The following is a 21,666-nucleotide window of genomic DNA, read 5'->3' as shown; positions in this document are numbered from 1 at the left end:
AGCCGGTACCGGTGAGACACGAAGTATTGGACCCACGCTAATGCCGATCGGACAGACTCGACAGCGACACTTGCTAGAATTCGGTAATTGACAGCCGCACCCCCTGTGACGGCTTGCCTTGCTCTCCCCCCGACTGGAGTGGCACCGCACGCCGCGACGGTGAGCGCCGCGGTTTTCGGTCGCCGCCCCTACGTTTGCGTCTCCCGCTCCCCAATCGGCCTCCCCATGTTCAAGTGGCTCATCATCGCGCTGTTCATCGCATCGGCGCTGTACATCCATTACCGCGGTCGCGTGCGGCACCGGCTTAGCCGGCAGCTGCTGGACCATTCCACCTTCATGGCACCGATCAACACGTTGATGTATCTGTGCTCACGGGTGCCGACTACGCCGTTTATCGATCCTTGCAAAGAATTTCCGGAACTGGCGCCGTTGCGCGCCAACTGGTCGCTGATCCGCGATGAGGCCTTGCGGCTGCGGCAGATGCAGAAGATCCGCGCCGCCGACGGCTATACCGACATCGGCTTCAATTCCTTTTTTCGCCGTGGTTGGAAGCGCTTCTATCTGAAGTGGTACGGCACCGCGCACCCGTCGGCGGCAGAGTTGTGCCCGCAGACCACCGCGCTGCTGCACGCCATCCCGACAGTGAAGGCGGCAATGTTCGCCCAATTGCCGCCAGGCAGCGAGTTACGCCCGCACCGCGACCCGTTCGCCGGTTCCATGCGTCTGCACCTGGGCCTGGTTACACCCAACGACGACCGTTGCTTCATCGATGTTGACGGTCAACGCCACAGCTGGCGCGATGGCGAATGGACCATATTCGACGAAACCTACATCCACTACGCGCGCAACGACACCGACCAGGACCGCATCATCCTGTTCTGCGACATCGAGCGCCCAATGCGCTGGCGCTGGGCCGCCGCGGTGAACCGCTTCGTCGGCCGTAGCCTGCTCTCGGCCGGTGCCTCACCCAACCAGGAAGGCGACAAGACCGGCGGCATCAATCGCGTATTCCATTATTTCTACGCCGGACGTCTAAAGGCCAAGGCGCTGAAGGAGCGCAACAACCCGCTATACCAGGTGCTCAAGTGGAGCATCTTCATCCTGGTGTTGGTCGGAATCGTGTTGCTGTAACGCCAAGACCAGCTTTGCAGGAGCGCGATGAGGCGTTGCCGGTAACGCCACATCGCGCGCCAGCGCGCTCCTTCAATCTCCTTGGGGTAGGGAATTGGACTCCAAACTGGGGCGCTACTCAAAATCGGGGGGCGTCGACCCGGCACCACATAGTCGTCGGCCAGGAACGCTACCATGCCGCCCCAATCGCCACGGTTGAATGCCTCGTAGTAGGCCTGGACAAGGCCGTTGGCGCGTTGTCGATTGCGCGCGCTCGAACCTGCCGCTGTGAAAGCCGCATCATAGGCCCGCTATCAGGATCCTTGCACCAACAGATCGCGGTGGAAGAAATAAACCTCCTGCAACAGGAAACGCCAGCTGGTATGGAAGCTGCGAAAGCGCGTGCTGGGAGTGGACGAGGCCAGCGCATCCACGCCCAGCTCCTGGCTCAGCCGCAGTGCGCGCGCCATGTGCAGCGGGTCGCTGACGATGATCGCCCGGTGCATGCCGTGGCGCGCCATCAGCGTGCGGGCCTGCTCCAGGTTTTGCCGGGTGGTGCGGGAGACCGTTTCGATCACGATTGCTTCTGGCGGGATGCCATGGCGCAGCGCATAGCGGCGGGCCACCTGCGACTCGGCAAAGCGCGCGCCATGGCCGAAGCCACCGGTGAACAACATCCGTGGCGCGTAGCCCTGCGCGTACAGATCCAGCGCATGCCGGATGCGCTCCTCGAACACCGGCGACGGGCGCGCGTCGTAGGCCGCCGCGCCCAGCACGATAATCACGTCGGCCGGCGCGGCCTGGTCGCGGTCGCCGATGAAGACGATCCAGCCCGCCACGCCCACCAGCCAAATCAGGGCCAGCATGCACAACCGCCAACACCAGCCCAACAGGCAAATTCCGCGCGACCGCCTGCTCACGCCGCGGCCCACGGCAGCGCGTCCAGATCGACGTTGCCCCCGGACAGGATCAGTCCGACCCGGCGCCCGGCGAAACGCGCCGGGTCAGCCAGCACCGCAGCCAGAGTAATCGCCGACGACGGCTCCACCACCTGTTTGAGAATCTGCCAGATCAGCCGCATGGCCGACACCACCGCGGCATCGTCCACCGTAATGACCTGTGCACCGGCAGCCTGCAGCAGCGCGAAGTTCGGCGCACCAAAAGTGCCGCGCAGACCGTCGCAGATGGTGTCCGGCACGAAGTCGACCAGCCGCTCGCCGGCCGCCAACGACCGCGCGGTATCGGCCGCACCGCTCGGCTCGGCCAGCACCAGTTCGCAACCAGGCATGCACTGCAGCGCCAGCGCCGCACCGACCGCCAGCCCACCGCCGCCGACCGGTGCCACCAGGACGTCGAGTCCGCCGCTCTGATGCAGCAGCTCCAATGTGGCAGTGCCCTGCCCTGCGATGACTGCAGGGTCGGTGTATGGATGCACTATCGCCACGCTGCTGCTGGCCTGAACCTCGGCGCACAGCTGCTCGCGCGCGGCGATGGTCGGGGCGCACCGCCACAGCGTGGGGCCGTGCCGGGAGATATTGGCCAATTTGGCCGCCACCGCACCCTTGGGTACCACCACATGGCAACCGATGCCACGGCTGCGCGCGGCGAGCGCCAGCGCGGCGCCGTGGTTGCCCGATGAATGCGTGACTACGCCGCGTGCAGCGAGCTCGGTTGGCAACGACCATACCGCGTTGCAGGCGCCGCGGAACTTGAAGGCACCGCTGCGCTGCAGATGCTCTGCCTTGAAGATCAACTGCGCACCGCTGAGTGCATCCAGGCTGTGGGAGGTCAGCAACGGTGTCGGCGCGCAGTGCGGCGCAATGCGCGCAGCGGCTTGCAGGACGTCGGAATGCGTAACAGAGACCGGGTCGATCATGCCTGCAAGATTAACGTATCCCTTAACTCTCCACGGGTCGCACGCACAGTGCCCGCGCATGCGGGATCGACGAAAAAGCGCCACATTGCCGCACAGTTAAGGACCGATTCAATACATCGGTTCGAAAGTGAGAGCATGGTTGCAGGAGCCCCTTATCCATGAAATTACGTCTGATCTTCGCCGCCGGGCTTATGGCCCTGAGCGGCTGCGCAACCTATGACTACGCTGGCGGTGGGTCGGGCGGCTATTACCGTGGTGCTCCTGCTGTACAGTATCGCTATCCGCCCGATTACTCTCCTTATTCCTACGGCAGCCCGTACGGGGTTCCGTATGAATACGGCGCGGGCTCGATCGGCTTGTATGACTACCCGGTGTATCTGGTCTACCGCGGTGGCGGTGGCTACTACTACCCGCCGAGCGACCGCCGTCCGCATTACCGACCTTCACGACCAAACGGTTCGTTCAACAACAGTCCTCGTCCCGATGGTCCGCGCCCGAAACAGTCAAATCGCCTACCGGCGACCGAGGCTCCGCCGTTGCGGCCACCGCCACGCATTGGAGCTCCACCGCGGGTGATCCGGGAGATCCAACGGCAAACGGCACCACGCAACACTGGCGAGCAGATTCCCTGAGTAGCTGACTGCGATGCAGCACACGGATGAAGAAATTGGGGGCTTGCGTTCAGCCAGCACCAGGTCTCAAACTAGATGCCGTGCTGTGTCCGCTACGTTACTTTTTGACCAAGCCCGCCTCATTGACCGACTTATGTACTGACAGACTTATGTCGATGTCCGACAGGTAAATCTGGATCCCCCCTGTTCCGGCCCTGTCGGATATCGGCGCCTTGAATGCATAAAGCCACGGCATGCGGGGCTTTATGTTTTTGTCGTGGTGTCGCGGTGCAAACTCTGCAAGCATTAACCTGGTGAGAAAACACCGGCGGCGGCGCCGAATCGCAGAAAAAAATAAGGATCGGTAGTCCCCCGACTACCGATCCTTACGCTACCCCATCGCACGCGCGGCTGGCCCCTGTTCCAATTCCAGCCTGTGCGCCCATGTCGCAATGCCACGATTGGGTGCGATAGGGGTATCCGCACTAAACACGCCAACTTGAGTGCGAGTACTCTGAAGTGCGATTTCCATCGCGTTTTTATCCAATTGGTGGCCCGCAAGCGCCTTTCAGTCGATACTTCCGCGGCCGTTTTCCTCCTTACTACTTCCCACGTCCATGTCCGACTCTTTTTATCGCTACGACGTCATCGTGATCGGCGGCGGCCATGCCGGCACCGAGGCCGCGCTGGCTTCCGCGCGCACTGGCGCCCGCACCTTGCTGCTGACCCATAACATCGAGACGGTGGGCGCGATGAGCTGCAACCCAGCCATCGGCGGGATCGGCAAGGGGCATCTGGTCAAGGAAATCGACGCGCTGGGCGGAGCGATGGCACGCGCGGCTGATCTGGCCGGCATTCAATGGCGCACGCTCAATGCCTCCAAGGGTCCGGCGGTGCGGGCCACGCGCTGCCAGGCCGACCGCAATCTGTACCGGAATGCGATCCGCTGCGTTGTCGAGGCGCAGCCCAACCTGAACGTGTTCCAGGCGGCGGTGGACGACCTGATCATCCACAACGCGGCCGAGGGCGACAGCGTTCGTGGCGTGATGACCCAAACCGGGCTGCGCTTCGAAGCGACCTCGGTGGTGCTGACCGCCGGTACCTTTCTGGCCGGCAAGATCCATGTCGGCCAGACCCAATATGCAGCCGGGCGCATGGGTGACCCGCCAGCCACCACGCTGGCCGCGCGCCTGCGCGAGCGGGCATTTGCGATCGACCGGCTCAAGACCGGCACGCCGCCGCGTATCGACGGGCGCACGCTCCACTACAGCGTCATGCACGAACAACCGGGCGACGACCCGTTGCCGGTGATGTCGTTCATGGGCCAACGTAGCGACCACCCGCGTCAGGTCAGCTGCTGGATCACCCACACCACCGAGCAGACCCACGCCATCATCCGCAGCGCACTGCATCGCTCGCCGCTGTACTCGGGGCAGATCGAAGGCATCGGCCCGCGCTATTGCCCGTCGATCGAAGACAAGGTGGTGCGCTTTGCCGACAAGACCAGCCACCAGATCTTCGTCGAGCCCGAAGGCCTGGAGGTGACCGAGATCTATCCCAACGGCATCTCCACCTCGCTGCCGTTCGATGTGCAACTGGCATTGGTGCGCTCGATCCACGGATTTGCGCAGGCGCATATCACCCGCCCCGGCTACGCGATCGAATACGATTTCTTCGATCCGCGCGGGCTCAAGGCCTCGCTGGAAACCAAGGCGGTGGGCGGGCTGTTCTTCGCCGGGCAGATCAACGGCACCACCGGTTACGAGGAAGCCGCCGCACAGGGATTGCTGGCCGGCCTCAACGCGGCCCGTCGTGTGCAGGCGTTGCCGGCATGGTCGCCGCGTCGCGACCAAGCCTATCTGGGCGTGCTGGTGGACGATCTGATCACCCACGGCACCACAGAGCCATATCGCATGTTCACCAGCCGCGCCGAGTACCGGTTGCAACTGCGCGAGGACAATGCCGATGCACGTCTGACCGGCGTGGCGCGCGCGATGGGTCTGGTCGACGATGCACGCTGGGCGCGGTTTTCGGCCAAGCAGGAAGCCGTACAGCGCGAAAGCGCGCGTTTGTCGGCGCTATGGGCGACACCAGGCAATGCCTTGGGGCGCGAAGTGGCCGAGACGCTGGGCGTGGAGGTCAGCCGCGAAACCAACGTGCTGGATCTCATCAAACGCCCGGAGCTGAACTACGCGGCATTGATGCAGGTTCCGACGCTGGGGCCGGGCGTGGAAGACGCACAGGTGGCAGAGCAGGTCGAAATCGGTACCAAATACGCCGGTTATCTGGAGCGTCAGCGCGACGATATCGCTCGTCAGCAACGGCATGAAACCACACCGATTCCCGATGGTTTCAATTATGCCAGCGTGCGCGGCCTGTCGATCGAAGTGCAGCAGAAACTTGAACGCGTGCGCCCACAAAGCATCGGCCAGGCGCAGCGCATTCCGGGCATGACGCCAGCGGCGATGTCGCTGCTGCTGGTGCATCTGGAGCGCGCGCGGCGCAGTCAGGTGGCGTAAGTGGTTTGTAGTTGCGATCGGCGATGCGTCATCACGCGTGACCGATTAACCAGCATGACAGTTTATTAGTCGCTCTAAATTCTTGAATAGTTCCACTGGCGTTGGCAAACCTGCTTGGCAGCGCTGCGAACACCCGTGTTGTCGGGCTTTGTGGCTGCGCTGCGGATCGTTGGCGCGAGCATGCACAAGAATCAGCGCTGCTCCGGGTCTTGCTGCGCTGTATCGCGTCCGTTGGGCCAACGCACGCTGCCACGAAAAACCGACCGCGGTGTGCAGCCCTCGCGTACGAAGTGCCACTGCACTGTTGCTGCTATCGCGCCGTAGAGCGCGCAGCACACCGGCCTAGTCTTCGTCCTCCGCGGCCGCTGCGCGGCCTTGCTGACGGATAAGATTTTCCTGGCGTGCATCTTCGATCGAAGCACGGATGGCGCGCACATCGACGCGGCGGGTGTCGAACTTGAAACGCCCGGTCAGCACGCTGTCCGGGCGCAGTTCGCCCTTTTCGAACAGCGCCCACATCTCTTCGCCGTAATAGGTTTCCAGCAACTCGGGGGCAAAGCGGCCGAGGCAGTCGCGCAGGTTGTGCACGTCGCGCAGCAGCATGTCGCGCGCGGCGTTGTTGCCGGCAGCGCTGACCACCTGCGGAAAGTCGATCAACACCGGGCCATCGGGCGAGACCAGCACGTTGTATTCGGACAGATCGCCATGTACAAGACCAAGCGACAGCATCTTGACCACGTCGCCGATCAGGCTGGTGTGGAAGAGGCGCGCCTGCTCCGGTTCCAGGTCCACTTCACCCAGCCGCGGTGCGCTGTGGCCGGCTTCGTCGGTGACCAGATCCATCAGCAGCACGCCGTGGAAATAACCGCGCGGCTTGGGCACGTGCACGCTGGCGTCCATCAATTGATAGAGCACCTCGGCTTCGGTGTTCTTCCACGCGGTTTCGGCTTCGCGCCGGCCGAACTTGGTGGCCTTGCCCATCGCACGTGCCTGACGGCTACCACGCACCTTGCGGCCTTCCTGGTACTGCACGCGCGCCTGGAAGCTGCGCTGCGCCATGTCTTTGTAGACCTTGGCGCACAGGATGTCGGCGCCTGTGCTGACCACATAGACGGAGGCTTCCTTACCGCTCTTCAGTGGTCGCAACACCTCGTCGATAATGCCGTCGTCGATCAGCGGCTGCAGGCCCTTGGGGGTTTTCATGGACTAAGAGGACCGATCCGAAACAAACCAGCGGCGATTATGCGGCAAGCAGGGTGAAGCGCTTACATGCGGAGCATGCATTGGCGCGCGCTTACCATGCAGGGGACCTGTTCCATCCGCGTTCCAATGCCCGAGCCCTCCTCCAGACGCCGTAAACGTCCCGCCGCCGTGGTCGCGGCCGGTAGCCAGCGCGGTCTGCCGCATGAGTTGATGCAGCAAATCGCAACCGCCCGGGGCGACCCGGACTTCATGACCTCGCTGGAGCGCGGGCTGGTGGTGCTAAGAGCGGCTAACAAAACTACTGCGCCGCCGCCAGGCGCGCTGAACGCGGCCGATGCAGAAAGCTGACCACCGCATCCATCCAGGCGGCATGGGTGTTTTCGACATGCGCCACATGATCGGCGTGCGGCAAGGCGACCCAGCTGCGATCTTCGCTGCGCAGGCGTGCGCACAGGTAGGGATTGTCTGACTGCGTGGCGATCGGATCGTCGACGCCTCGCAGCAGCAACACCGGCAGCGTTGTCACCCGCTCGGGATGGAAAGCGAATTGCTCCTTCGCGCGCCAGTCCGTGCGCACCGGATCGGCTGCCAGTACATTATCGCCGTAGGCGGCCTGGACGCCGGACGGCGCGGCATCGGCAGTGATGCCGCGGCCGTGGTGCTGAGCGCATGCAATGGTTGAGCGGGCGATGGCGTGAAGTCGGGGCCTGCATCGACATCGTCACAAAGCATTGAATGACTGGACATAAGCCATCCAGGCACCGTCAACGGAGAGAAGAGCCGGCCGGCACGCGATCGATCCAGACCGACGACATACCGCGCAAGCTGTCCGCATCGGACACTGCATGCAGTTGCGCTTGCGCGGGCACCGCGCTCACTTGCGTAACGTCGCTGAGCACCTCGCGCACATGCTGCTGCGCCGGTGCGCGTGCCACGACCTGTTCGACCAAGGCGTGCGCATGCGCCTTGTGCCCAACTGCGGTGCCAGCGCGAACACTGCCGCGTCGGCATAGAGCACGCCGCCGTGGCTGTGCAGATGCAAGTCCATGCGCGATCATCTGCGCATGGAGTCGACTCACTACAAGACTGTCCCGGCGCTGGCGTTGAACCCGCGCCAGGAGCAATTGGTGGCATTGGTACGACAGCAGGGCTTTGCCGACGTGGAGGGCCTAGCGACGCGCTTTGAGGTCACGCCGCAGACCATCCGTCGCGATCTGACCTTGCTGTGCGATGCCGGCGTGCTGCGCCGTTACCACGGCGGCGTCAGCATGCCCTCGAGCGTGGAAAACCTAGCCTATACCGCACGCAAAACGCTACAGCCGCGCGAGAAGCAGCTCATCGCTGCACATCTCGCGCGCTTCATTCCCGACGATGCCTCGCTGTTCATCAACCTCGGCACCACCAACGAAGAGGTGGCGCGTGCATTGCTGCAGCACCGCGGCCTGCGCGTGATCACCAACAACCTCAACGTGGCGGTGATGCTCAGCGCCAACCCGAGCTTCGAGGTGATTGTGGCCGGCGGTGTGGTGCGCGGGCGCGACCAGGGCGTGACCGGGGAGGCGACGGTGGAGCTGATCCGCCAGTTCAAAGTGGATTTCGGAGTGATCGGCATTTCCGGCATCGATCTGGATGGCGCCTTGCTGGACTTCGACTATCAGGAAGTGCGCGTGGCCCAGGCCATCATCGAGCACTCGCGGCAGGTACTGCTGGCCGCAGACCACAGTAAATTCGGCCGCAACGCCATGGTGCGGCTGGGGGCGATCGCCCAGATACACGACTGGTTCACCGACCGACCACCGCCGCAGGAACTGGCCGCGATACTGGCCGAGGCCGGCACCCGCGTGCATCTGGCAGACGCTGGCGGCGTCGGCTAACGATCGGTGTTCGTTTTTGTGCGTTTTTTATGTGCGGCAGCCGACAGGGGCGCAACCGCATTCGAAGTTCGGATCGAACGTCGCGCCTTGATAGCTCATACCATTCGCCTCTTGCGCTAAAACATAGCCAATCCTTAGATTCACGCGGCAACAAGGCTCCATGTTCGAATATGTTTGAAAACGACAACTTGGGTTCGCTCACATGCGCGCCCGGACGGAGACACCGATGGGCGAGCGGTACGATCTTCTGGTGATAGGCGGCGGCATCAATGGGGTCGGCATCGCCCGCGATGCGGCCGGCCGCGGCTTGTCGGTGTGCCTGTGCGAGCAGGACGATCTGGCCGCCCATACCAGCAGCGCCAGCACCAAACTCATCCACGGCGGCCTGCGCTATCTGGAGCAGTACGAATTCTCGCTGGTCGGCAAGGCGCTGGCCGAGCGCGAAGTGCTGCTGCGGCTGGCGCCGCACATCATCTGGCCGCTGCGCTTTTTGTTGCCGCACCAGCCGCATCTGCGCCCGGCGTGGATGATTCGCGCCGGCCTGTTCCTGTACGACCATCTGGGTGGCGGCAAGCGCAGCCTGCCGCGCTCACGCCAGCTGTCGCTGCGCACGCATCCGGTCGGCCAGCCGCTGCAGGAATCGCTGCGCACCGGCTTCGTGTATTCCGATGCCTGGGTGCAGGACGCGCGATTAGTGGTGCTCAACGCAATGGATGCAGCCAGGCGCGGCGCAACCATCCTGACGCGCACGCGCTGCGTTGGTGCCTGGCGCGATGCCGGGTTCTGGTACGCCGAACTCGAAGACCGCGCCGGCCGCCGCACCGTGCAGGCGCGCGCGCTGGCCAACGCGGCCGGGCCGTGGGCGGTATCGTTCCTGGACAACGTGGCCGCGGTGCCGCATCGACATGCGCTGCGGTTGGTCAAGGGCAGCCATATGGTGGTGCCCAAATTGTTCGACCACGACCACGCCTACATCTTTCAGCAACCGGACCGACGCATCGTGTTCGCCATTCCGTACGAGCACGACTTCACCTTGATCGGCACCACCGACGTGGACTACGCGGCCGACCCCGCCTCACCCAAGATCGATGCGGCCGAAGTGCAGTACCTGTGCGATGCGGTGAACCTGTATTTCCAACAGCAGATCAGCTCGCAGGATGTGGTGTGGAACTACAGCGGCGTGCGTCCGTTGCTCGACGACGCCGAAGACAACGCCGCCGAAGTAACCCGCGATTACCAACTGGAGGTGGTCGCCGACGGCGCGCCGTTGCTCAACGTGTTCGGTGGCAAGCTGACCACTTACCGCAAGCTCGCCGAAGAGGCAGTCGACCGGCTGACGCATGCGCTGGGTGCGCGCAAGCCGGCCTGGACCGCGCGCGGCGATGCCCTGCCGGGCGGCGAACAACGCGATATCGCCAGCCTGCTGGAACGTGTGCGCAATGCGCATCCCTGGTTGCCGGCGGCCACCGCACAGAGATTAGTGCGCAACTACGGCACCTGTGCAGAACAACTGCTGGGCGATGCACAAGATCTGGCCGGGCTCGGCACGCACTTCGGTGCGGACCTGTATCAGGCCGAGGTGGAGTATCTGCGTCGGCACGAGTGGGCATTGACCGCCGACGATATCCTGTGGCGCCGCAGCAAACTCGGTTTGCGTATCGATGCGGCCGGGCGGCAGCGGTTGGAAGACTATTTGCAGACTCAATCGGTCCAGCAGACCGATGTGGTATCTACGTGAACATACCGCGTTGCCGGCGAGAACGGGTCGTCCGGCAACGTATCCTGGCGTATACGCCGGCATCATCCTGAGTCACGTTGAGGGCAACCCAGATGCGCATCACCGAGCACCCCTGCGCGCTGAAACGCGCGTCGCACCATCCCGCTTGTATCGCTGACGCCTCCACGGGCACGCGCGCATGAGCCGCCAATTGGTGGGTGAGTTGATCTCCGAAGCAGTGGCGATATTCATCATCATCGCACTCGGCGATTCGGTCGCCGCGATGTACGTCCTCTACGACCCCAGCCCGTACCAGAATGCTTATTGGGGCGTATGCATTGCCTGGGGTTTGTCGGTGACGCTGGCGATTTATGTCACCGGCGCGGTCTCCGGCACGCATGCCAATCCCGCGGTGACGCTGGCGCTGGCGTTGTTCCGCGATTTTTCATGGAAGAAAGTGCTGCCCTACTGGGTCGCCCAAGTCGTCGGCGCCTTCCTGGGCGCGGCGATCGTCTATCAGCTGTACGGGCCGGTGATCGACCACTACAACCAAGTACATCAGCTCACCCGCCAATCCGGTGGCGCAGCTGGGATGTTCTTTACCGCACCCGGCCTTGCAGTCACGCCGATGCATGCACTGATCGACCAGATCGTCATCACGGCGTTCCTGATCTTCGGCGTCTTTGCCATCACCGAACAGTTCAACGAGGCGGCGCCGACCGCCAATTCTGGCGCGCTGATGATCGGCTTGCTGGTAGCAACGTTGGGCGCGTCGATGGGGTATCTCGAAGCCTGGGCGATGAACCCGGCGCGCGACTTCGGGCCACGGTTGTTCGCCTACTTCGCTGGTTGGGGCGAAGCCGCCTTGCCGGCAAAGGACAATTACTGGTGGATTCCGATCGTCGGCCCGCTGATCGGCGGCCCTATCGGTGCGCTGGCTTACCAATGGCTGATTCTGCCGTTTTTGCCGGCGCGCGTGCGCCATCTGCAGGGCGGTACGCGGCCGCTCGATCCGCCGTGATTGCCCTGCCTTGAGGCGAACATCAAACCGACGAGGCATCTGCAAACAGTCACCGACCTGTTGCCGCTCACATGTCGTCACCAAGCTACACCGACCACTTTCGCCGCGCGCCAGCACAGGCATTGCTTGAGGAATCTCCGATGGAAAAGCAGTACGTCCTTGCGATCGATCAAGGCACCACCAGCTCACGCGCGATGTTGTTCGATCGCCGGGGCAGGGTGGCCGGTGTGGCGCAGCGTGAATTCGGCCAGATCTTTCCGCAGCCGAGTTGGGTGGAACACAACCCGCGCGAGATCATGACCAGCGTCTACACCACGATTACCGAGCTGCTCAACAACGCGCAGATCGATGCGCGTTCGATTGCCGGTATCGGCATCACCAATCAGCGTGAAACCGCAGTGGTGTGGGACAAGGCGACAGGCCAGCCGATCTACAACGCCATCGTGTGGCAATCGCGGCAGACCAATGACATCTGTACCCAGCTGAAAGCGGCCGGGCATGAGCAGATGGTGCGCGACAAGACCGGTCTGCTGATCGATGCGTATTTCTCCGGCACCAAGGTTAAGTGGATCCTCGATCATGTGGAAGGCGCGCGCGAGCGTGCGCGCAGGGGCGAGCTGGCGTTCGGCACCATTGACAGTTGGCTGATCTGGAACCTCACCGGCAGCAAGGTGCACGTCACCGATTACACCAACGCCTCGCGCACCATGATGTACAACATCCACACACTGGAATGGGACGCGGACCTGCTGGAGATGCTCGACGTGCCCCCGCAGATGCTGCCCGAAGTGCGCTCGTCCAGCGAGGTCTATGGCATGACCCAGACCCAGTATTTCTATGGCCAACAGGTGCCGATTGCAGGCATCGCTGGCGACCAGCAGGCTGCGCTGTTCGGCCAGGCCTGCTTCGAACCGGGCATGGCCAAGAACACTTATGGCACCGGCTGTTTCATGCTGATGAATACCGGCGACAAAGCGGTGGCCTCCACGACCGGTTTGTTGACCACCATCGCGTGGGGCATCGACGGCAAGGTCGAATACGCATTGGAAGGCGCAATTTTCGTGGCCGGCTCGGTGGTGCAGTGGTTGCGCGATGGTTTGCGCATGCTGGGCAAGGCCAGCGACTCACAAGCGTATGCCGAACGCGCCGGCGACAACGACGGCGTGTATATCGTGCCGGCCTTCGTCGGACTGGGCGCGCCGTACTGGCGTAGCGATATTCGTGGCGCGGTGTTCGGGCTGACGCGTGGCACCAGCAAGGAACACTTCATCCGGGCGGCTGTCGAATCCATGGCGTATCAGACCCGCGACGTGCTCACCGCGATGCAACTGGATTCGGGCATCGAATTGAAGGAGCTACGCGCCGACGGTGGCGCAATCGCCAACGATTTCTTGGCCCAGTTCCAGAGCGACATTCTCAATGTACCGGTGCTACGCCCGGAAGTGGCCGAAACCACCGCACTTGGTGCAGCGTATCTTGCAGGACTTGCGACCGGGTTTTGGAGCAGCCGCGAAGAGATCGCCAAGCAGTGGGCGGTGGATCGCCGCTTCGCGCCGGATATGGCCGAGGACAAGCGCAAACAGCTCTATGGCGGTTGGCAGCAGGCGGTGGAAGCGACGATGGGCTTCCGTATCAGTTGAGAGAGCTATTGCGCAGCTGTCAGGCACGTGTAGGTGCGCGAAGCGGCATTCGTTACGCGGCTACTGCGATACCGCCGCGTAGTGCATGCCACCTGACGACCACGTTAAGTAGCACTCTATTCTTTCGTTCACTGTAATAGCAGCCAACACAACCTCTTGCTGCTATATCGATAATAGCGAAAATTGCGGTCATGGCACGTCGCAATGCGATCGACATCGACCGCTGCCGCGATCACCTCAAGCGGCGCGGCATCATTGCGCGCCTCGCCCGCAAGAGGATTGGGCACAAAGATTTGTTGGGCCGCATTGCAGGAGCATCAAACACCCCCAAACCTGGTTTGCAGGGAGGGGCGAACTGCTCATTCACTTGGAACGCCGCAGCGCTATCGACCTGGCGTTGCGCTCGCTCGTTTCATCATCTGCTGACGGCGACTTTCTGTGTTTTGCTAGCCACTTCTGGCGGGATGTCAGCGCACGGCATCGACGATGCGTGATGCAACGTGTCCACACGCATGGGGCGAATCGCTCAGCACCTCAAAATTGTTCTGGATTAAGCCAAAGTTGGGCCTGGTTCACCCCATCGACCTCGCGCTGTTTGGTAACGACGCGATACGCAATGCCACGGATATGAACCATCTGCTTATCGCGAACCTCATGCTGCAATAGCCATTCGGGAACCTGCTGTACACCACGCTTCCAACTGGGCCCAGTATCCTTCTCGTCGAAGCTCAGTATTGACGCTTGCGACATCGCGATGGTGTGCTGCGGCTCTGTCGCTTCTTGATACGGTGCCTCCCAGTCGAATGGAATGTTGTAACTCGACGCCTCGGGCTGAGCGGACGACGCAGGTCCCGTCACCTCCTGCTCTGGCGTATCGGGGATCCAGTCGCCTTCAGGCGCCTGCGGCCAACCACCCTCAGGAGTGAGTGGAAACATGAAGGAGTAGGAAGGCTCCGCCGGTTCGGCTCTGCTTCCGAGGTCGGGCAACTCCTCGTTGGAAGGATACATCTGGCGCACTTGCATCAGCATGTGTCTCATAACACTTTTGTAGCCTAAGCCCTTGCCACGGATGTAAAGCTCCAAATCCCTATCCAGCATTGGCTCGTGCAAACGCGACACCAATGGCTCCTTTTCGTTCTCCTGTAGCCAGGCGCTGAAGTGGCGCACATGGGCTGACAGCAAGCCGGCGTATTTTTCCTGGTCAATGGATGTCGTCTCGCGGCCGGGCGCCAAAAAATCAGCTATAAATTGCTCGCTGAGTCGGCGGTCCACCTCGTGGGCCTGAAGCTTATTGCCCTGCTCGGACGACTGCACGTCAGAAGGAAAAATATCCCGCATTTGCGCCAGCATGCTTCTCATATTCCTGTCATGGTTTTTGCAATTTATATTGGTAAATATATTAAAATCGTCATCCAGCGTTGTATCGTGCAAACGCGTCGCCATTGCCGCCTTCTGATTCGCCTTTAGCCAACCGCTGAAGCGGCGCACCAAGCTTAACATCTTATTGGAGTAGGTTTGCCCACAATTGTATTTCTTTTCGGGGCCGGACGCTGACAAAGCAGCCGACAAAGCATATTGGTATTGCTGCCTGAGTTGGCTGTCGACTTCCTGGATCTCACGCGCATTAATATCATTCCAGAGGTCCGTCTCTCCGTTGATTTTAAATTTCCGCAGTTGCCGCAGTTGCCGCAGTGCACTGACCGACTTTCTACTGCTCGCCAAGCGCGTTTTTGCGAATTTTTTGGCGTCATCCATCAAGGCTTGGGAGTGCAGTCTGCCTGTTTCGCACAATCCCTCTTTACCCTGGGCATGGAGCCATGCACTGAACGCGCGCAAGGCGGTTGCATACGAGGGGTCAGCAGAAAGCGCATCATTGATGAGTTTTTTATCACCGTCAGAAGCCTCGTGGCGGGGGATAACCGGGATTTTTACCGTTCCCTCGGGGCTAGATTCGAAGGCATGCAGATAGTTCAGTGCCGTGGCCAGGAAATCGCGTTTCATCCCTTTTTGGAAATTCGTGGCATCGTCTCTCAGCTCTTTTTTGATGAGCCCCTCTTGCAGACCACCCATGCTCTGCTGCCTGAGCCAATCGCTAAAACGTATCAACATCTTGGCGTGCGTTTTTGTGGCCGCGAAGCTGCTGCCCCCGCGCTCTGCGCCTTCTACAAACTGCGCGATGAGTTCCTTGTCGGCTTGATAGATTGTCTTGGAGCCTGACCGCCTGGTTCCGCTTCGAATCTGTTCGCTTAGCTGGGCGAACTCGCCGAGCTTACCGCTCAAGGGTGGGCGATTATCTGCCGCCCGACAGTCTTCATGAACTGCCGCGTTATCCAAAGCAGGCTGCTGCGCTGTTGTCGCCTGGGGTTCAGGCGCATCAGCGCGCCAAAACTGAGAATGAGAAACATGACTGTTGGGGGGCAGGTCGCCGTACGGCAACGCGGAGGAGGAAAACGGTATTGATGTGCCGTTCCGAGCCGGATGCGCGACCGATTCCGGCGCCGAACGCGCAGCAGATGCTTCGGTGCGACGGCGCTTAGTCGGTCGAGCTGGCAGTTCGTTGAGGACGCCAGAAGGCGCTGACGACGACGGCATTCCGGCCGGAGCGGCGCCCGGGCTTGCCGGCCGGCCAATCGCCTGCTCTGACACGCTTTGGTAAGTGCTGTGGGCATGCGTCTGACGATTGCTGGTCTTTGGCCTCACCATTTTTCGCTCCGCTTCATGATGAATAAGTATTTGATTTTCAGCGTGGACAATCGTAGCGTTCGAACAACATTCTTGGATTTTCTAACAAAACTACTGCGCTCACCGCCAGACGGGCGCGGCCGGTACCCTGAATCGGCATGTACCATGCGTACACTGCGGTTCTTCCGCGCCGTCCGCAGCCAACCGGCGACTGGCGGCTGGTCGCTACGTTTTGTTAGGTGTTCAGTCCTGGCATTAGATGGATCGGATTCACCTTGAACCGCTCGGGCTCGGATGTCCACTGTTTGCAGATGAATTCGTACGGTGTGAGACCCTTCAGAGCGTTGAGCGTGCAACCGATATTGTAGGCGTCGATATCGCTCAGCCATCTTGTGAGTGCAGAGAGAAATAAAGTTAGGGCTGGTTGCACGTGTCGGCCATGCCCGGTACAGCGCGAGGCAATAGTCCACATTGCGGAGACGAACGATCTGCCGATCGTAAACGCTATGATGCAATAGTCATTCGGGAACACGTTGTTCACCATCGTTCCAGTCGAGCCCAATGTCATTCTGTTCAAGGGTCGGTATCGACGCTTGCGGCATAACGTTGGTGTGCTGCGGCTCTGTGGCTTCTGGCTGCGGTGCATTCGGGTCGAACGCAAAGCTGGAACTCGACTCCCCAGGCTGGGTTGGCCACGAATGCGCCATGAGCTGATCAGAAAAGTTATCGAGATCCCAATTGCTTTGATGCGTTTGCGACAAACTTTGATGCCCCTGCAACAAAAAATCCGATTGATGCAGTGCGCCCCCCCAGTCGAATTCAAAGGGGAGACTCGACGCCTCGGGCTGGGCTGGCAACGCAGGTATCGTCACCTCCTGCTCTGGCGTATCGGGAATCCAGACGCCTTCAGCCGCCTGCGGCCAACCACCCTCATGAGTGAGTGGAAACATGGAGGAGTAAGAAGGCTCTGCCGGTTCGCCTCTGCTTCCCAGGTCTGGCAACTGCACGTTGGAAGGATACATCTGGCGCACTTGCATCAGCATGTGTTTCAGAACACTTTGGTAGCCTAAATCCTTGTCACGGATGTAAAACTCCAAATCGCTATCCAGCGTTGGCTCATGCAAACGCGACGCCAATGGCTCCTTTTCGTTCTCCTGTAGCCAGGCGCTGAAGTGGCGCACATGGGCTGACAGCAAGCCGGCGTATTTTTCCTGGTTAATGGATGTCGTCTCGCGGCCAGGCGCCAACAAAGCATTTTTGAATTTCTCGCTGAGTTGGCGGTCGACGTCGTGGATCTGAGGCTTATTGACCTGCTCGGGCGACTGCACGTCAGAAGGAAAAATATCCCTGACTTGCGCCAGCATTCCCCTAATATTGCTGGCATATATTTTGGAGTTACTACCCTTAAAGATATTCAAATCGTCATCCAGCGTTGTGTCGTGCAAACGCGTCGCCATTGACGCCTTTTGGTTCGCCTTTAGCCAGCCGCTGAAGTATTTCATGAAGCCTGACATCCTAGCGGAGTAGGTTTGCCGGTTATTGTATTTCTTCTCGGAGCCGGACGCCGATAGCGTCATCGACAAAATATCTTTATATTGCTCGTAGAGTTGGCGGTCGACTTCGTGGATCTCACGCGTATTACTCTTCTTCGTGAAGTCCATCTTTCCGGTGAGGTAAAAGTTCCGCAGTTGCCGCAGCGCTGTAACCGACTTTTGACTGCCCGCCAAGCGCGTTTTTGCGAAGGTTTTGGCGTCATCCATCAAGGCTTGGGAGTGCAGCCTGTCCGTTTCGCACAATCCCTTTTTATTCTCGGCGTGGAGCCATGCACTGAACGCGCGCAACGCAGTTGCATGATAGGGTTTAGTAGAAAGCGCAGCATTGATGAATTTTTTATCAGCGTCAGAAGCCTCATGTTGGGGGATAATCGGTATATTTACCGTTCGGTCGGGGCTAGAGTCGAAGGCATGCAGATACTTCAGTGCCGTGGCCAGATAATCGCGTTTCATCCCTTTTTGGAAATTCGTGGCATCGTCTTTCAGCTCTTTTTTGAGGAGCCCGTCTTGCAGACCACCCCTGTTCTGCTGCCTGAGCCAATCGCTAAAACGTATCAACATGTTGGCGTGCGTTTTTGTGGTCACGAAGCTGCTGCCCCCACGCTCGGCGCCTTCTACAAACTGCGCGATGAGTTCCTTGTCGAGTGGATAGAGTGTGTTAGAGCGTGACCGCCCGGTCCCGTGTCGAATCTGTTGGCTTAGCTGGGCGAACCCGCCGAGCCTACCGCGCAAGGGTGGGCGATTATCTGCCGCCGGACAGTTTTCATGAACTGCCGCGTTATCCAAAGCAGGCTGCTGCGCTGTTGTTCCCTGGGGCTCAGGCGCATCAGCGCGCCAAAGTTGAGAATGATGAAGATGACTGTTAGGGGGCCGGTCGCCGTACGACAAAGCGGAAGAGGAAAACGGTATCGATGTGACGTTCCGAGCCGGATGCGCGCCCGATTTCGGCGCCGAACGTGCAGCAGATGCCTCGGTGCGACGGCGCTTAGTCGGTCGAGCCGACAGTTCGTTGAGGACGCCAGAGGGCGCTGAGGACGACGACATTCCGGATGACCCGGCGCCCGGGCTTGCCGGCCGGCCAATCACCTGCTCTGGCACGCCTTGGTAAGTACTCTGGGCATGCGCCCCACGAGTGCTGCTCTTTGTGCTCCGCATTTTTTTCGCTCCGCTTCATGATGAAAAAGACGGCTCGTTACTTGGTCTCGTCAAGCTGATGCGGCTCAGCGATATCCGCTGAACACCGCCAGCTGTCGCGCATTTTCCCCACTGATGACCTTACTTTCCATCTGGTCGAAACGCTGCCGATCCAGCCCTCAATAATTATTATTGTGACCGATCGATCGCACACCCGGTGCGCAGATGGCGAAGGCGTAGCGGGTTTGCCGAACGTCAAGGTAAGCGTCTAAGCAAGCTCTGAACAATTTTTCCATGCGCTTTGGATCAACAACTGAGGCAATCGCTGTTATGAGCAATTGTTTGATTTTCAGCATAGGCAATCGCCGCCTCATCTTCAACGGACGAAATCGCTCAGCACCTCAAAATTGTTCTGGATTAAGCCAAAGTTGGGCCTGGTTCACCCCATCGACCTCGCGCTGTTTGGTAACGACGCGATACGCAATGCCACGGATATGAACCATCTGCTTATCGCGAACCTCATGCTGCAATAGCCATTCGGGAACCTGCTGTACACCACGCTTCCAACTGGGCCCAGTATCCTTCTCGTCGAAGCTCAGTATTGACGCTTGCGACATCGCGATGGTGTGCTGCGGCTCTGTCGCTTCTTGATACGGTGCCTCCCAGTCGAATGGAATGTTGTAACTCGACGCCTCGGGCTGAGCGGACGACGCAGGTCCCGTCACCTCCTGCTCTGGCGTATCGGGGATCCAGTCGCCTTCAGGCGCCTGCGGCCAACCACCCTCAGGAGTGAGTGGAAACATGAAGGAGTAGGAAGGCTCCGCCGGTTCGGCTCTGCTTCCGAGGTCGGGCAACTCCTCGTTGGAAGGATACATCTGGCGCACTTGCATCAGCATGTGTCTCATAACACTTTTGTAGCCTAAGCCCTTGCCACGGATGTAAAGCTCCAAATCCCTATCCAGCATTGGCTCGTGCAAACGCGACACCAATGGCTCCTTTTCGTTCTCCTGTAGCCAGGCGCTGAAGTGGCGCACATGGGCTGACAGCAAGCCGGCGTATTTTTCCTGGTCAATGGATGTCGTCTCGCGGCCGGGCGCCAAAAAATCAGCTATAAATTGCTCGCTGAGTCGGCGGTCGACGTCGTGGGCCTGAGGCTTATTGCCCTGCTCGGGCGACTGCACGTCAGAAGGAAAAATATCCCGCACTTGCTTCAGCATGCTTTTAATAGTCTTGGCATAGTTTTCGCAGTTTCTATTGGTAAATATATTCAAATCGTCATCCAGCGTTGTGTCGTGCAAACGCGTCGCCATTGCCGCTTTTTGGTTCGCCTTTAGCCAACCGCTGAAGGAGTGCACCAAGCCTGACATCTTACCGGAGTAGGTTTGCCCGGCACCGTATTTCTTCTCGGGGCCGGACGCCGACAGCGTCGTCGACAAAATATCTTTATATTGCTCGTAGAGTTGGCGGTCGACTTCAGGGATCTCACGCGTATTAATCCTATTCGCGAAGTCGGTCTTTCCGGTGAGGTAAAAGTTCTGCAGTTGCCGCAGCGCCGAAATCAAATGGTGACTGCCCGCCATGTTCTTTTCTTTGAAGGCGCGGGCGTCATCCATCAAGGCTTGGGAATGCAGCCTGCCCGTTTCACACAATGCCTTTTTATTCTCGGCATGGAGCCATCCACTGAACGCGCGCAACGCGGTTACATACGCGGGGGTAGCAGAAAGCGCATCATTGATGAGTTTTTTATCGCTCTCAGGAACCTCATTGCGGCGGTACCGCCGGGTTTTTATTGTTCCGTCTTTGGCAGATTCCATATTATGCAGTTTATCCACTGCCACGATCAGACGACGGTTTCCCGTCTGTGTTTGGAAATTCATGGCATCGCTTCTAAGCTCGTCTGAGTCTTGCAAGAGCCGGCCTTGCAGACCACCCTTGTTCTGGTTACTGAGCCAAGCGCTAAAACGTATCAATACATGTACGTGGTCTCTTATGGTGTGGAAGTTGTTCGCGCTGTTCTCGGCGCTTTCTACAAACCGCTCGATGAGTGCCGTGTCGTCTGGATAGGGTTTCCCGTAGCTTGACCATCTGGTCCCGTTTCGCAAGTTGTTTCTTAGCTTGGCGAACTCGCTGCGCATATCGCCCGAGGTTGATGGACAATCAACTTGCGCCTGACGTTCTTCATGAACTGCGGCGTCCTCAGAAGCAGGCTGCTGCACTGTTGTCCCCTGTGGCTCAGGCGCATCGGCGCGCCAAAGTTGAGAATGATGAAGATGACTGTTAGGGGGCCGGTCGCCGTACGACAAAGCGGAAGAGGAAAACGGTATCGATGTGCCATTCGGAGCCGGATGCGCGCCCGATTCCGGCGCCGACCGCGCAGCAGATGCCTCGTTGCGAGGGCGCTTAGTCGGTCGAGCTTGCAGTTCGGTGAGGACGCCAGAAGGCGCTGAGGGGGAGGACATTCCGGGGGCAACTGCACCCGAGCTCGCCGGCCGGCCAGTCGCCTGCTCTGGCAGACTTTGGTAGGTGCTCTGGGCATGCTTCCGACGATTGCTGTTCTTTGGACTCAGCATTTTTTCGCTCCGCTTCACGATGAAAAAGACGGCTCGTTGTTGGATTTGGTCAAGCTGATGCGGCTCAGGGATGTCCGCCGAACACTGCCAGCTCTCGCGCATCGGCGCCACTGATGAGCTTGCTTTTCGTCTGGTCGAAGCGCTGCCGATCCAGCT

The 21,666-nt window shown here is 60.2% G+C and carries 14 protein-coding genes, 1 other RNA gene and 5 pseudogenes; 10 read left to right on the top strand and 10 right to left on the bottom strand.

Annotation, left to right across the window (positions count from 1 at the left end; genetic code table 11):
- Nucleotides 1-225 precede the first annotated feature (225 nt).
- Nucleotides 226-1,131 (top strand): lipid A hydroxylase LpxO, encoded by a 906-nt coding sequence (lpxO, locus tag J5I97_RS01540; protein ID WP_208588560.1) that lies wholly within the window; start codon nucleotides 226-228, stop codon nucleotides 1,129-1,131.
- Between the two features lie 152 nt (nucleotides 1,132-1,283).
- Here the strand turns inward: lpxO and J5I97_RS01535 are convergent.
- The 3 genes and pseudogenes from J5I97_RS01535 to J5I97_RS01525 all read right to left on the bottom strand — a co-directional run.
- A pseudogene (locus J5I97_RS01535) lies at nucleotides 1,284-1,385 on the bottom strand (isopropylmalate/homocitrate/citramalate synthase); the annotation flags it as partial.
- 39 nt (nucleotides 1,386-1,424) lie between these two features.
- Complete coding sequence (locus J5I97_RS01530) at nucleotides 1,425-2,042, bottom strand: YdcF family protein (protein WP_208588559.1); 618 nt, start codon at nucleotides 2,040-2,042, stop codon at nucleotides 1,425-1,427.
- Nucleotides 2,027-2,986 carry a pyridoxal-phosphate dependent enzyme gene (locus J5I97_RS01525; protein ID WP_208588557.1) on the bottom strand — a complete coding sequence of 320 codons (960 nt, stop codon included), beginning with the start codon at nucleotides 2,984-2,986 and terminating at the stop codon, nucleotides 2,027-2,029. Before J5I97_RS01525 ends, J5I97_RS01530 begins: the two co-directional genes overlap by 16 nt.
- 158 nt (nucleotides 2,987-3,144) lie before the next feature.
- On the opposite strand from J5I97_RS01525, the gene J5I97_RS01520 reads away from it, so the two are divergent.
- Nucleotides 3,145-3,618 carry a hypothetical protein gene (locus J5I97_RS01520; RefSeq protein WP_208588555.1) on the top strand — a complete coding sequence of 158 codons (474 nt, stop codon included), beginning with the start codon at nucleotides 3,145-3,147 and terminating at the stop codon, nucleotides 3,616-3,618.
- A gap of 596 nt (nucleotides 3,619-4,214) precedes the next feature.
- Nucleotides 4,215-6,116, top strand: coding sequence for a tRNA uridine-5-carboxymethylaminomethyl(34) synthesis enzyme MnmG (gene mnmG / locus J5I97_RS01515; protein ID WP_208588553.1), 1,902 nt, complete (start codon nucleotides 4,215-4,217; stop codon nucleotides 6,114-6,116).
- Between the two features lie 342 nt (nucleotides 6,117-6,458).
- On the opposite strand, the gene J5I97_RS01510 is transcribed toward mnmG, so the two are convergent.
- Complete coding sequence (locus tag J5I97_RS01510; protein ID WP_208588544.1) at nucleotides 6,459-7,319, bottom strand: PA4780 family RIO1-like protein kinase; 861 nt, start codon at nucleotides 7,317-7,319, stop codon at nucleotides 6,459-6,461.
- A 126-nt stretch (nucleotides 7,320-7,445) separates the two neighbouring features.
- Between J5I97_RS01510 and J5I97_RS01505 the strand changes: the two are divergent.
- Nucleotides 7,446-7,601, top strand: a pseudogene (locus J5I97_RS01505) (IclR family transcriptional regulator); the annotation flags it as partial.
- Nucleotides 7,602-7,617: 16 nt separating this feature from the next.
- Here the strand turns inward: J5I97_RS01505 and J5I97_RS01500 are convergent.
- Both J5I97_RS01500 and J5I97_RS01495 read right to left on the bottom strand, forming a co-directional pair.
- Nucleotides 7,618-7,965, bottom strand: a pseudogene (locus J5I97_RS01500) (alpha/beta hydrolase); the annotation flags it as partial.
- Nucleotides 7,966-8,083: 118 nt separating this feature from the next.
- Nucleotides 8,084-8,373, bottom strand: a pseudogene (locus J5I97_RS01495) (3-carboxy-cis,cis-muconate cycloisomerase); the annotation flags it as partial.
- Between J5I97_RS01495 and J5I97_RS01490 the strand changes: the two are divergent.
- The 5 genes from J5I97_RS01490 to J5I97_RS01470 all read left to right on the top strand — a co-directional run bounded on the left by J5I97_RS01490 (nucleotide 8,366) and on the right by J5I97_RS01470 (nucleotide 14,065).
- On the top strand, nucleotides 8,366-9,193 hold the full coding sequence (locus J5I97_RS01490; RefSeq protein WP_208588542.1) for a DeoR/GlpR family DNA-binding transcription regulator: 828 nt from the start codon (nucleotides 8,366-8,368) through the stop codon (nucleotides 9,191-9,193). The pseudogene J5I97_RS01495 and the gene J5I97_RS01490 overlap by 8 nt on opposite strands.
- A gap of 226 nt (nucleotides 9,194-9,419) precedes the next feature.
- Complete coding sequence (gene glpD, locus J5I97_RS01485) at nucleotides 9,420-10,931, top strand: glycerol-3-phosphate dehydrogenase (protein WP_208588540.1); 1,512 nt, start codon at nucleotides 9,420-9,422, stop codon at nucleotides 10,929-10,931.
- A 178-nt stretch (nucleotides 10,932-11,109) separates the two neighbouring features.
- Nucleotides 11,110-11,931 carry an MIP/aquaporin family protein gene (locus J5I97_RS01480; RefSeq protein WP_208588539.1) on the top strand — a complete coding sequence of 274 codons (822 nt, stop codon included), beginning with the start codon at nucleotides 11,110-11,112 and terminating at the stop codon, nucleotides 11,929-11,931.
- A gap of 140 nt (nucleotides 11,932-12,071) precedes the next feature.
- On the top strand, nucleotides 12,072-13,571 hold the full coding sequence (gene glpK, locus J5I97_RS01475; RefSeq protein WP_208591502.1) for a glycerol kinase GlpK: 1,500 nt from the start codon (nucleotides 12,072-12,074) through the stop codon (nucleotides 13,569-13,571).
- A gap of 191 nt (nucleotides 13,572-13,762) precedes the next feature.
- On the top strand, nucleotides 13,763-14,065 hold the full coding sequence (locus J5I97_RS01470; RefSeq protein ID WP_208588537.1) for a hypothetical protein: 303 nt from the start codon (nucleotides 13,763-13,765) through the stop codon (nucleotides 14,063-14,065).
- 40 nt (nucleotides 14,066-14,105) lie between these two features.
- Here J5I97_RS01470 and J5I97_RS01465 read toward each other — a convergent pair whose 3' ends face one another.
- Nucleotides 14,106-16,274, bottom strand: coding sequence for a hypothetical protein (locus tag J5I97_RS01465; protein ID WP_208588535.1), 2,169 nt, complete (start codon nucleotides 16,272-16,274; stop codon nucleotides 14,106-14,108).
- A 137-nt stretch (nucleotides 16,275-16,411) separates the two neighbouring features.
- On the opposite strand from J5I97_RS01465, the gene J5I97_RS01460 reads away from it, so the two are divergent.
- Nucleotides 16,412-16,494: non-coding RNA, sX9 sRNA (locus J5I97_RS01460), on the top strand.
- Here the strand turns inward: J5I97_RS01460 and J5I97_RS01455 are convergent.
- The 3 genes and pseudogenes from J5I97_RS01455 to J5I97_RS01445 form a co-directional block, all read right to left on the bottom strand.
- Nucleotides 16,489-16,650, bottom strand: a pseudogene (locus J5I97_RS01455) (IS481 family transposase); the annotation flags it as partial. The gene J5I97_RS01460 and the pseudogene J5I97_RS01455 sit on opposite strands and share 6 nt — an antisense overlap.
- A gap of 121 nt (nucleotides 16,651-16,771) precedes the next feature.
- The gene (locus J5I97_RS01450) at nucleotides 16,772-18,850 is read right to left on the bottom strand and encodes a hypothetical protein (RefSeq protein ID WP_208588533.1); all 2,079 of its coding nucleotides are present in this window, start codon (nucleotides 18,848-18,850) and stop codon (nucleotides 16,772-16,774) included.
- Between the two features lie 491 nt (nucleotides 18,851-19,341).
- Nucleotides 19,342-21,612 carry a hypothetical protein gene (locus tag J5I97_RS01445; RefSeq protein ID WP_208588526.1) on the bottom strand — a complete coding sequence of 757 codons (2,271 nt, stop codon included), beginning with the start codon at nucleotides 21,610-21,612 and terminating at the stop codon, nucleotides 19,342-19,344.
- Nucleotides 21,613-21,666: the final 54 nt, after the last annotated feature.

The sequence above is a fragment of the Xanthomonas fragariae genome, from assembly GCF_017603965.1.
Lineage (GTDB): Bacteria > Pseudomonadota > Gammaproteobacteria > Xanthomonadales > Xanthomonadaceae > Xanthomonas > Xanthomonas fragariae_A.
The sequence above is the reverse complement of the archived record's forward strand: the minus strand, read 5'-3'. Positions and strand labels throughout refer to the sequence as shown.

Coding starts and splice junctions, on each gene's coding strand:
- J5I97_RS01450 (WP_208588533.1), bottom strand. CDS start 18,850: ATGTCGTCGTCCTCAGCGCCCTCTGGCGTCCTCAACGAACTGTCGGCT.
- J5I97_RS01510 (WP_208588544.1), bottom strand. CDS start 7,319: ATGAAAACCCCCAAGGGCCTGCAGCCGCTGATCGACGACGGCATTATC.
- mnmG (WP_208588553.1), top strand. CDS start 4,215: ATGTCCGACTCTTTTTATCGCTACGACGTCATCGTGATCGGCGGCGGC.
- J5I97_RS01445 (WP_208588526.1), bottom strand. CDS start 21,612: ATGCGCGAGAGCTGGCAGTGTTCGGCGGACATCCCTGAGCCGCATCAG.
- J5I97_RS01490 (WP_208588542.1), top strand. CDS start 8,366: ATGCGCGATCATCTGCGCATGGAGTCGACTCACTACAAGACTGTCCCG.
- J5I97_RS01470 (WP_208588537.1), top strand. CDS start 13,763: ATGGCACGTCGCAATGCGATCGACATCGACCGCTGCCGCGATCACCTC.
- J5I97_RS01520 (WP_208588555.1), top strand. CDS start 3,145: ATGAAATTACGTCTGATCTTCGCCGCCGGGCTTATGGCCCTGAGCGGC.
- J5I97_RS01465 (WP_208588535.1), bottom strand. CDS start 16,274: ATGGTGAGGCCAAAGACCAGCAATCGTCAGACGCATGCCCACAGCACT.
- lpxO (WP_208588560.1), top strand. CDS start 226: ATGTTCAAGTGGCTCATCATCGCGCTGTTCATCGCATCGGCGCTGTAC.
- glpD (WP_208588540.1), top strand. CDS start 9,420: ATGGGCGAGCGGTACGATCTTCTGGTGATAGGCGGCGGCATCAATGGG.
- J5I97_RS01480 (WP_208588539.1), top strand. CDS start 11,110: ATGAGCCGCCAATTGGTGGGTGAGTTGATCTCCGAAGCAGTGGCGATA.
- J5I97_RS01525 (WP_208588557.1), bottom strand. CDS start 2,986: ATGATCGACCCGGTCTCTGTTACGCATTCCGACGTCCTGCAAGCCGCT.
- glpK (WP_208591502.1), top strand. CDS start 12,072: ATGGAAAAGCAGTACGTCCTTGCGATCGATCAAGGCACCACCAGCTCA.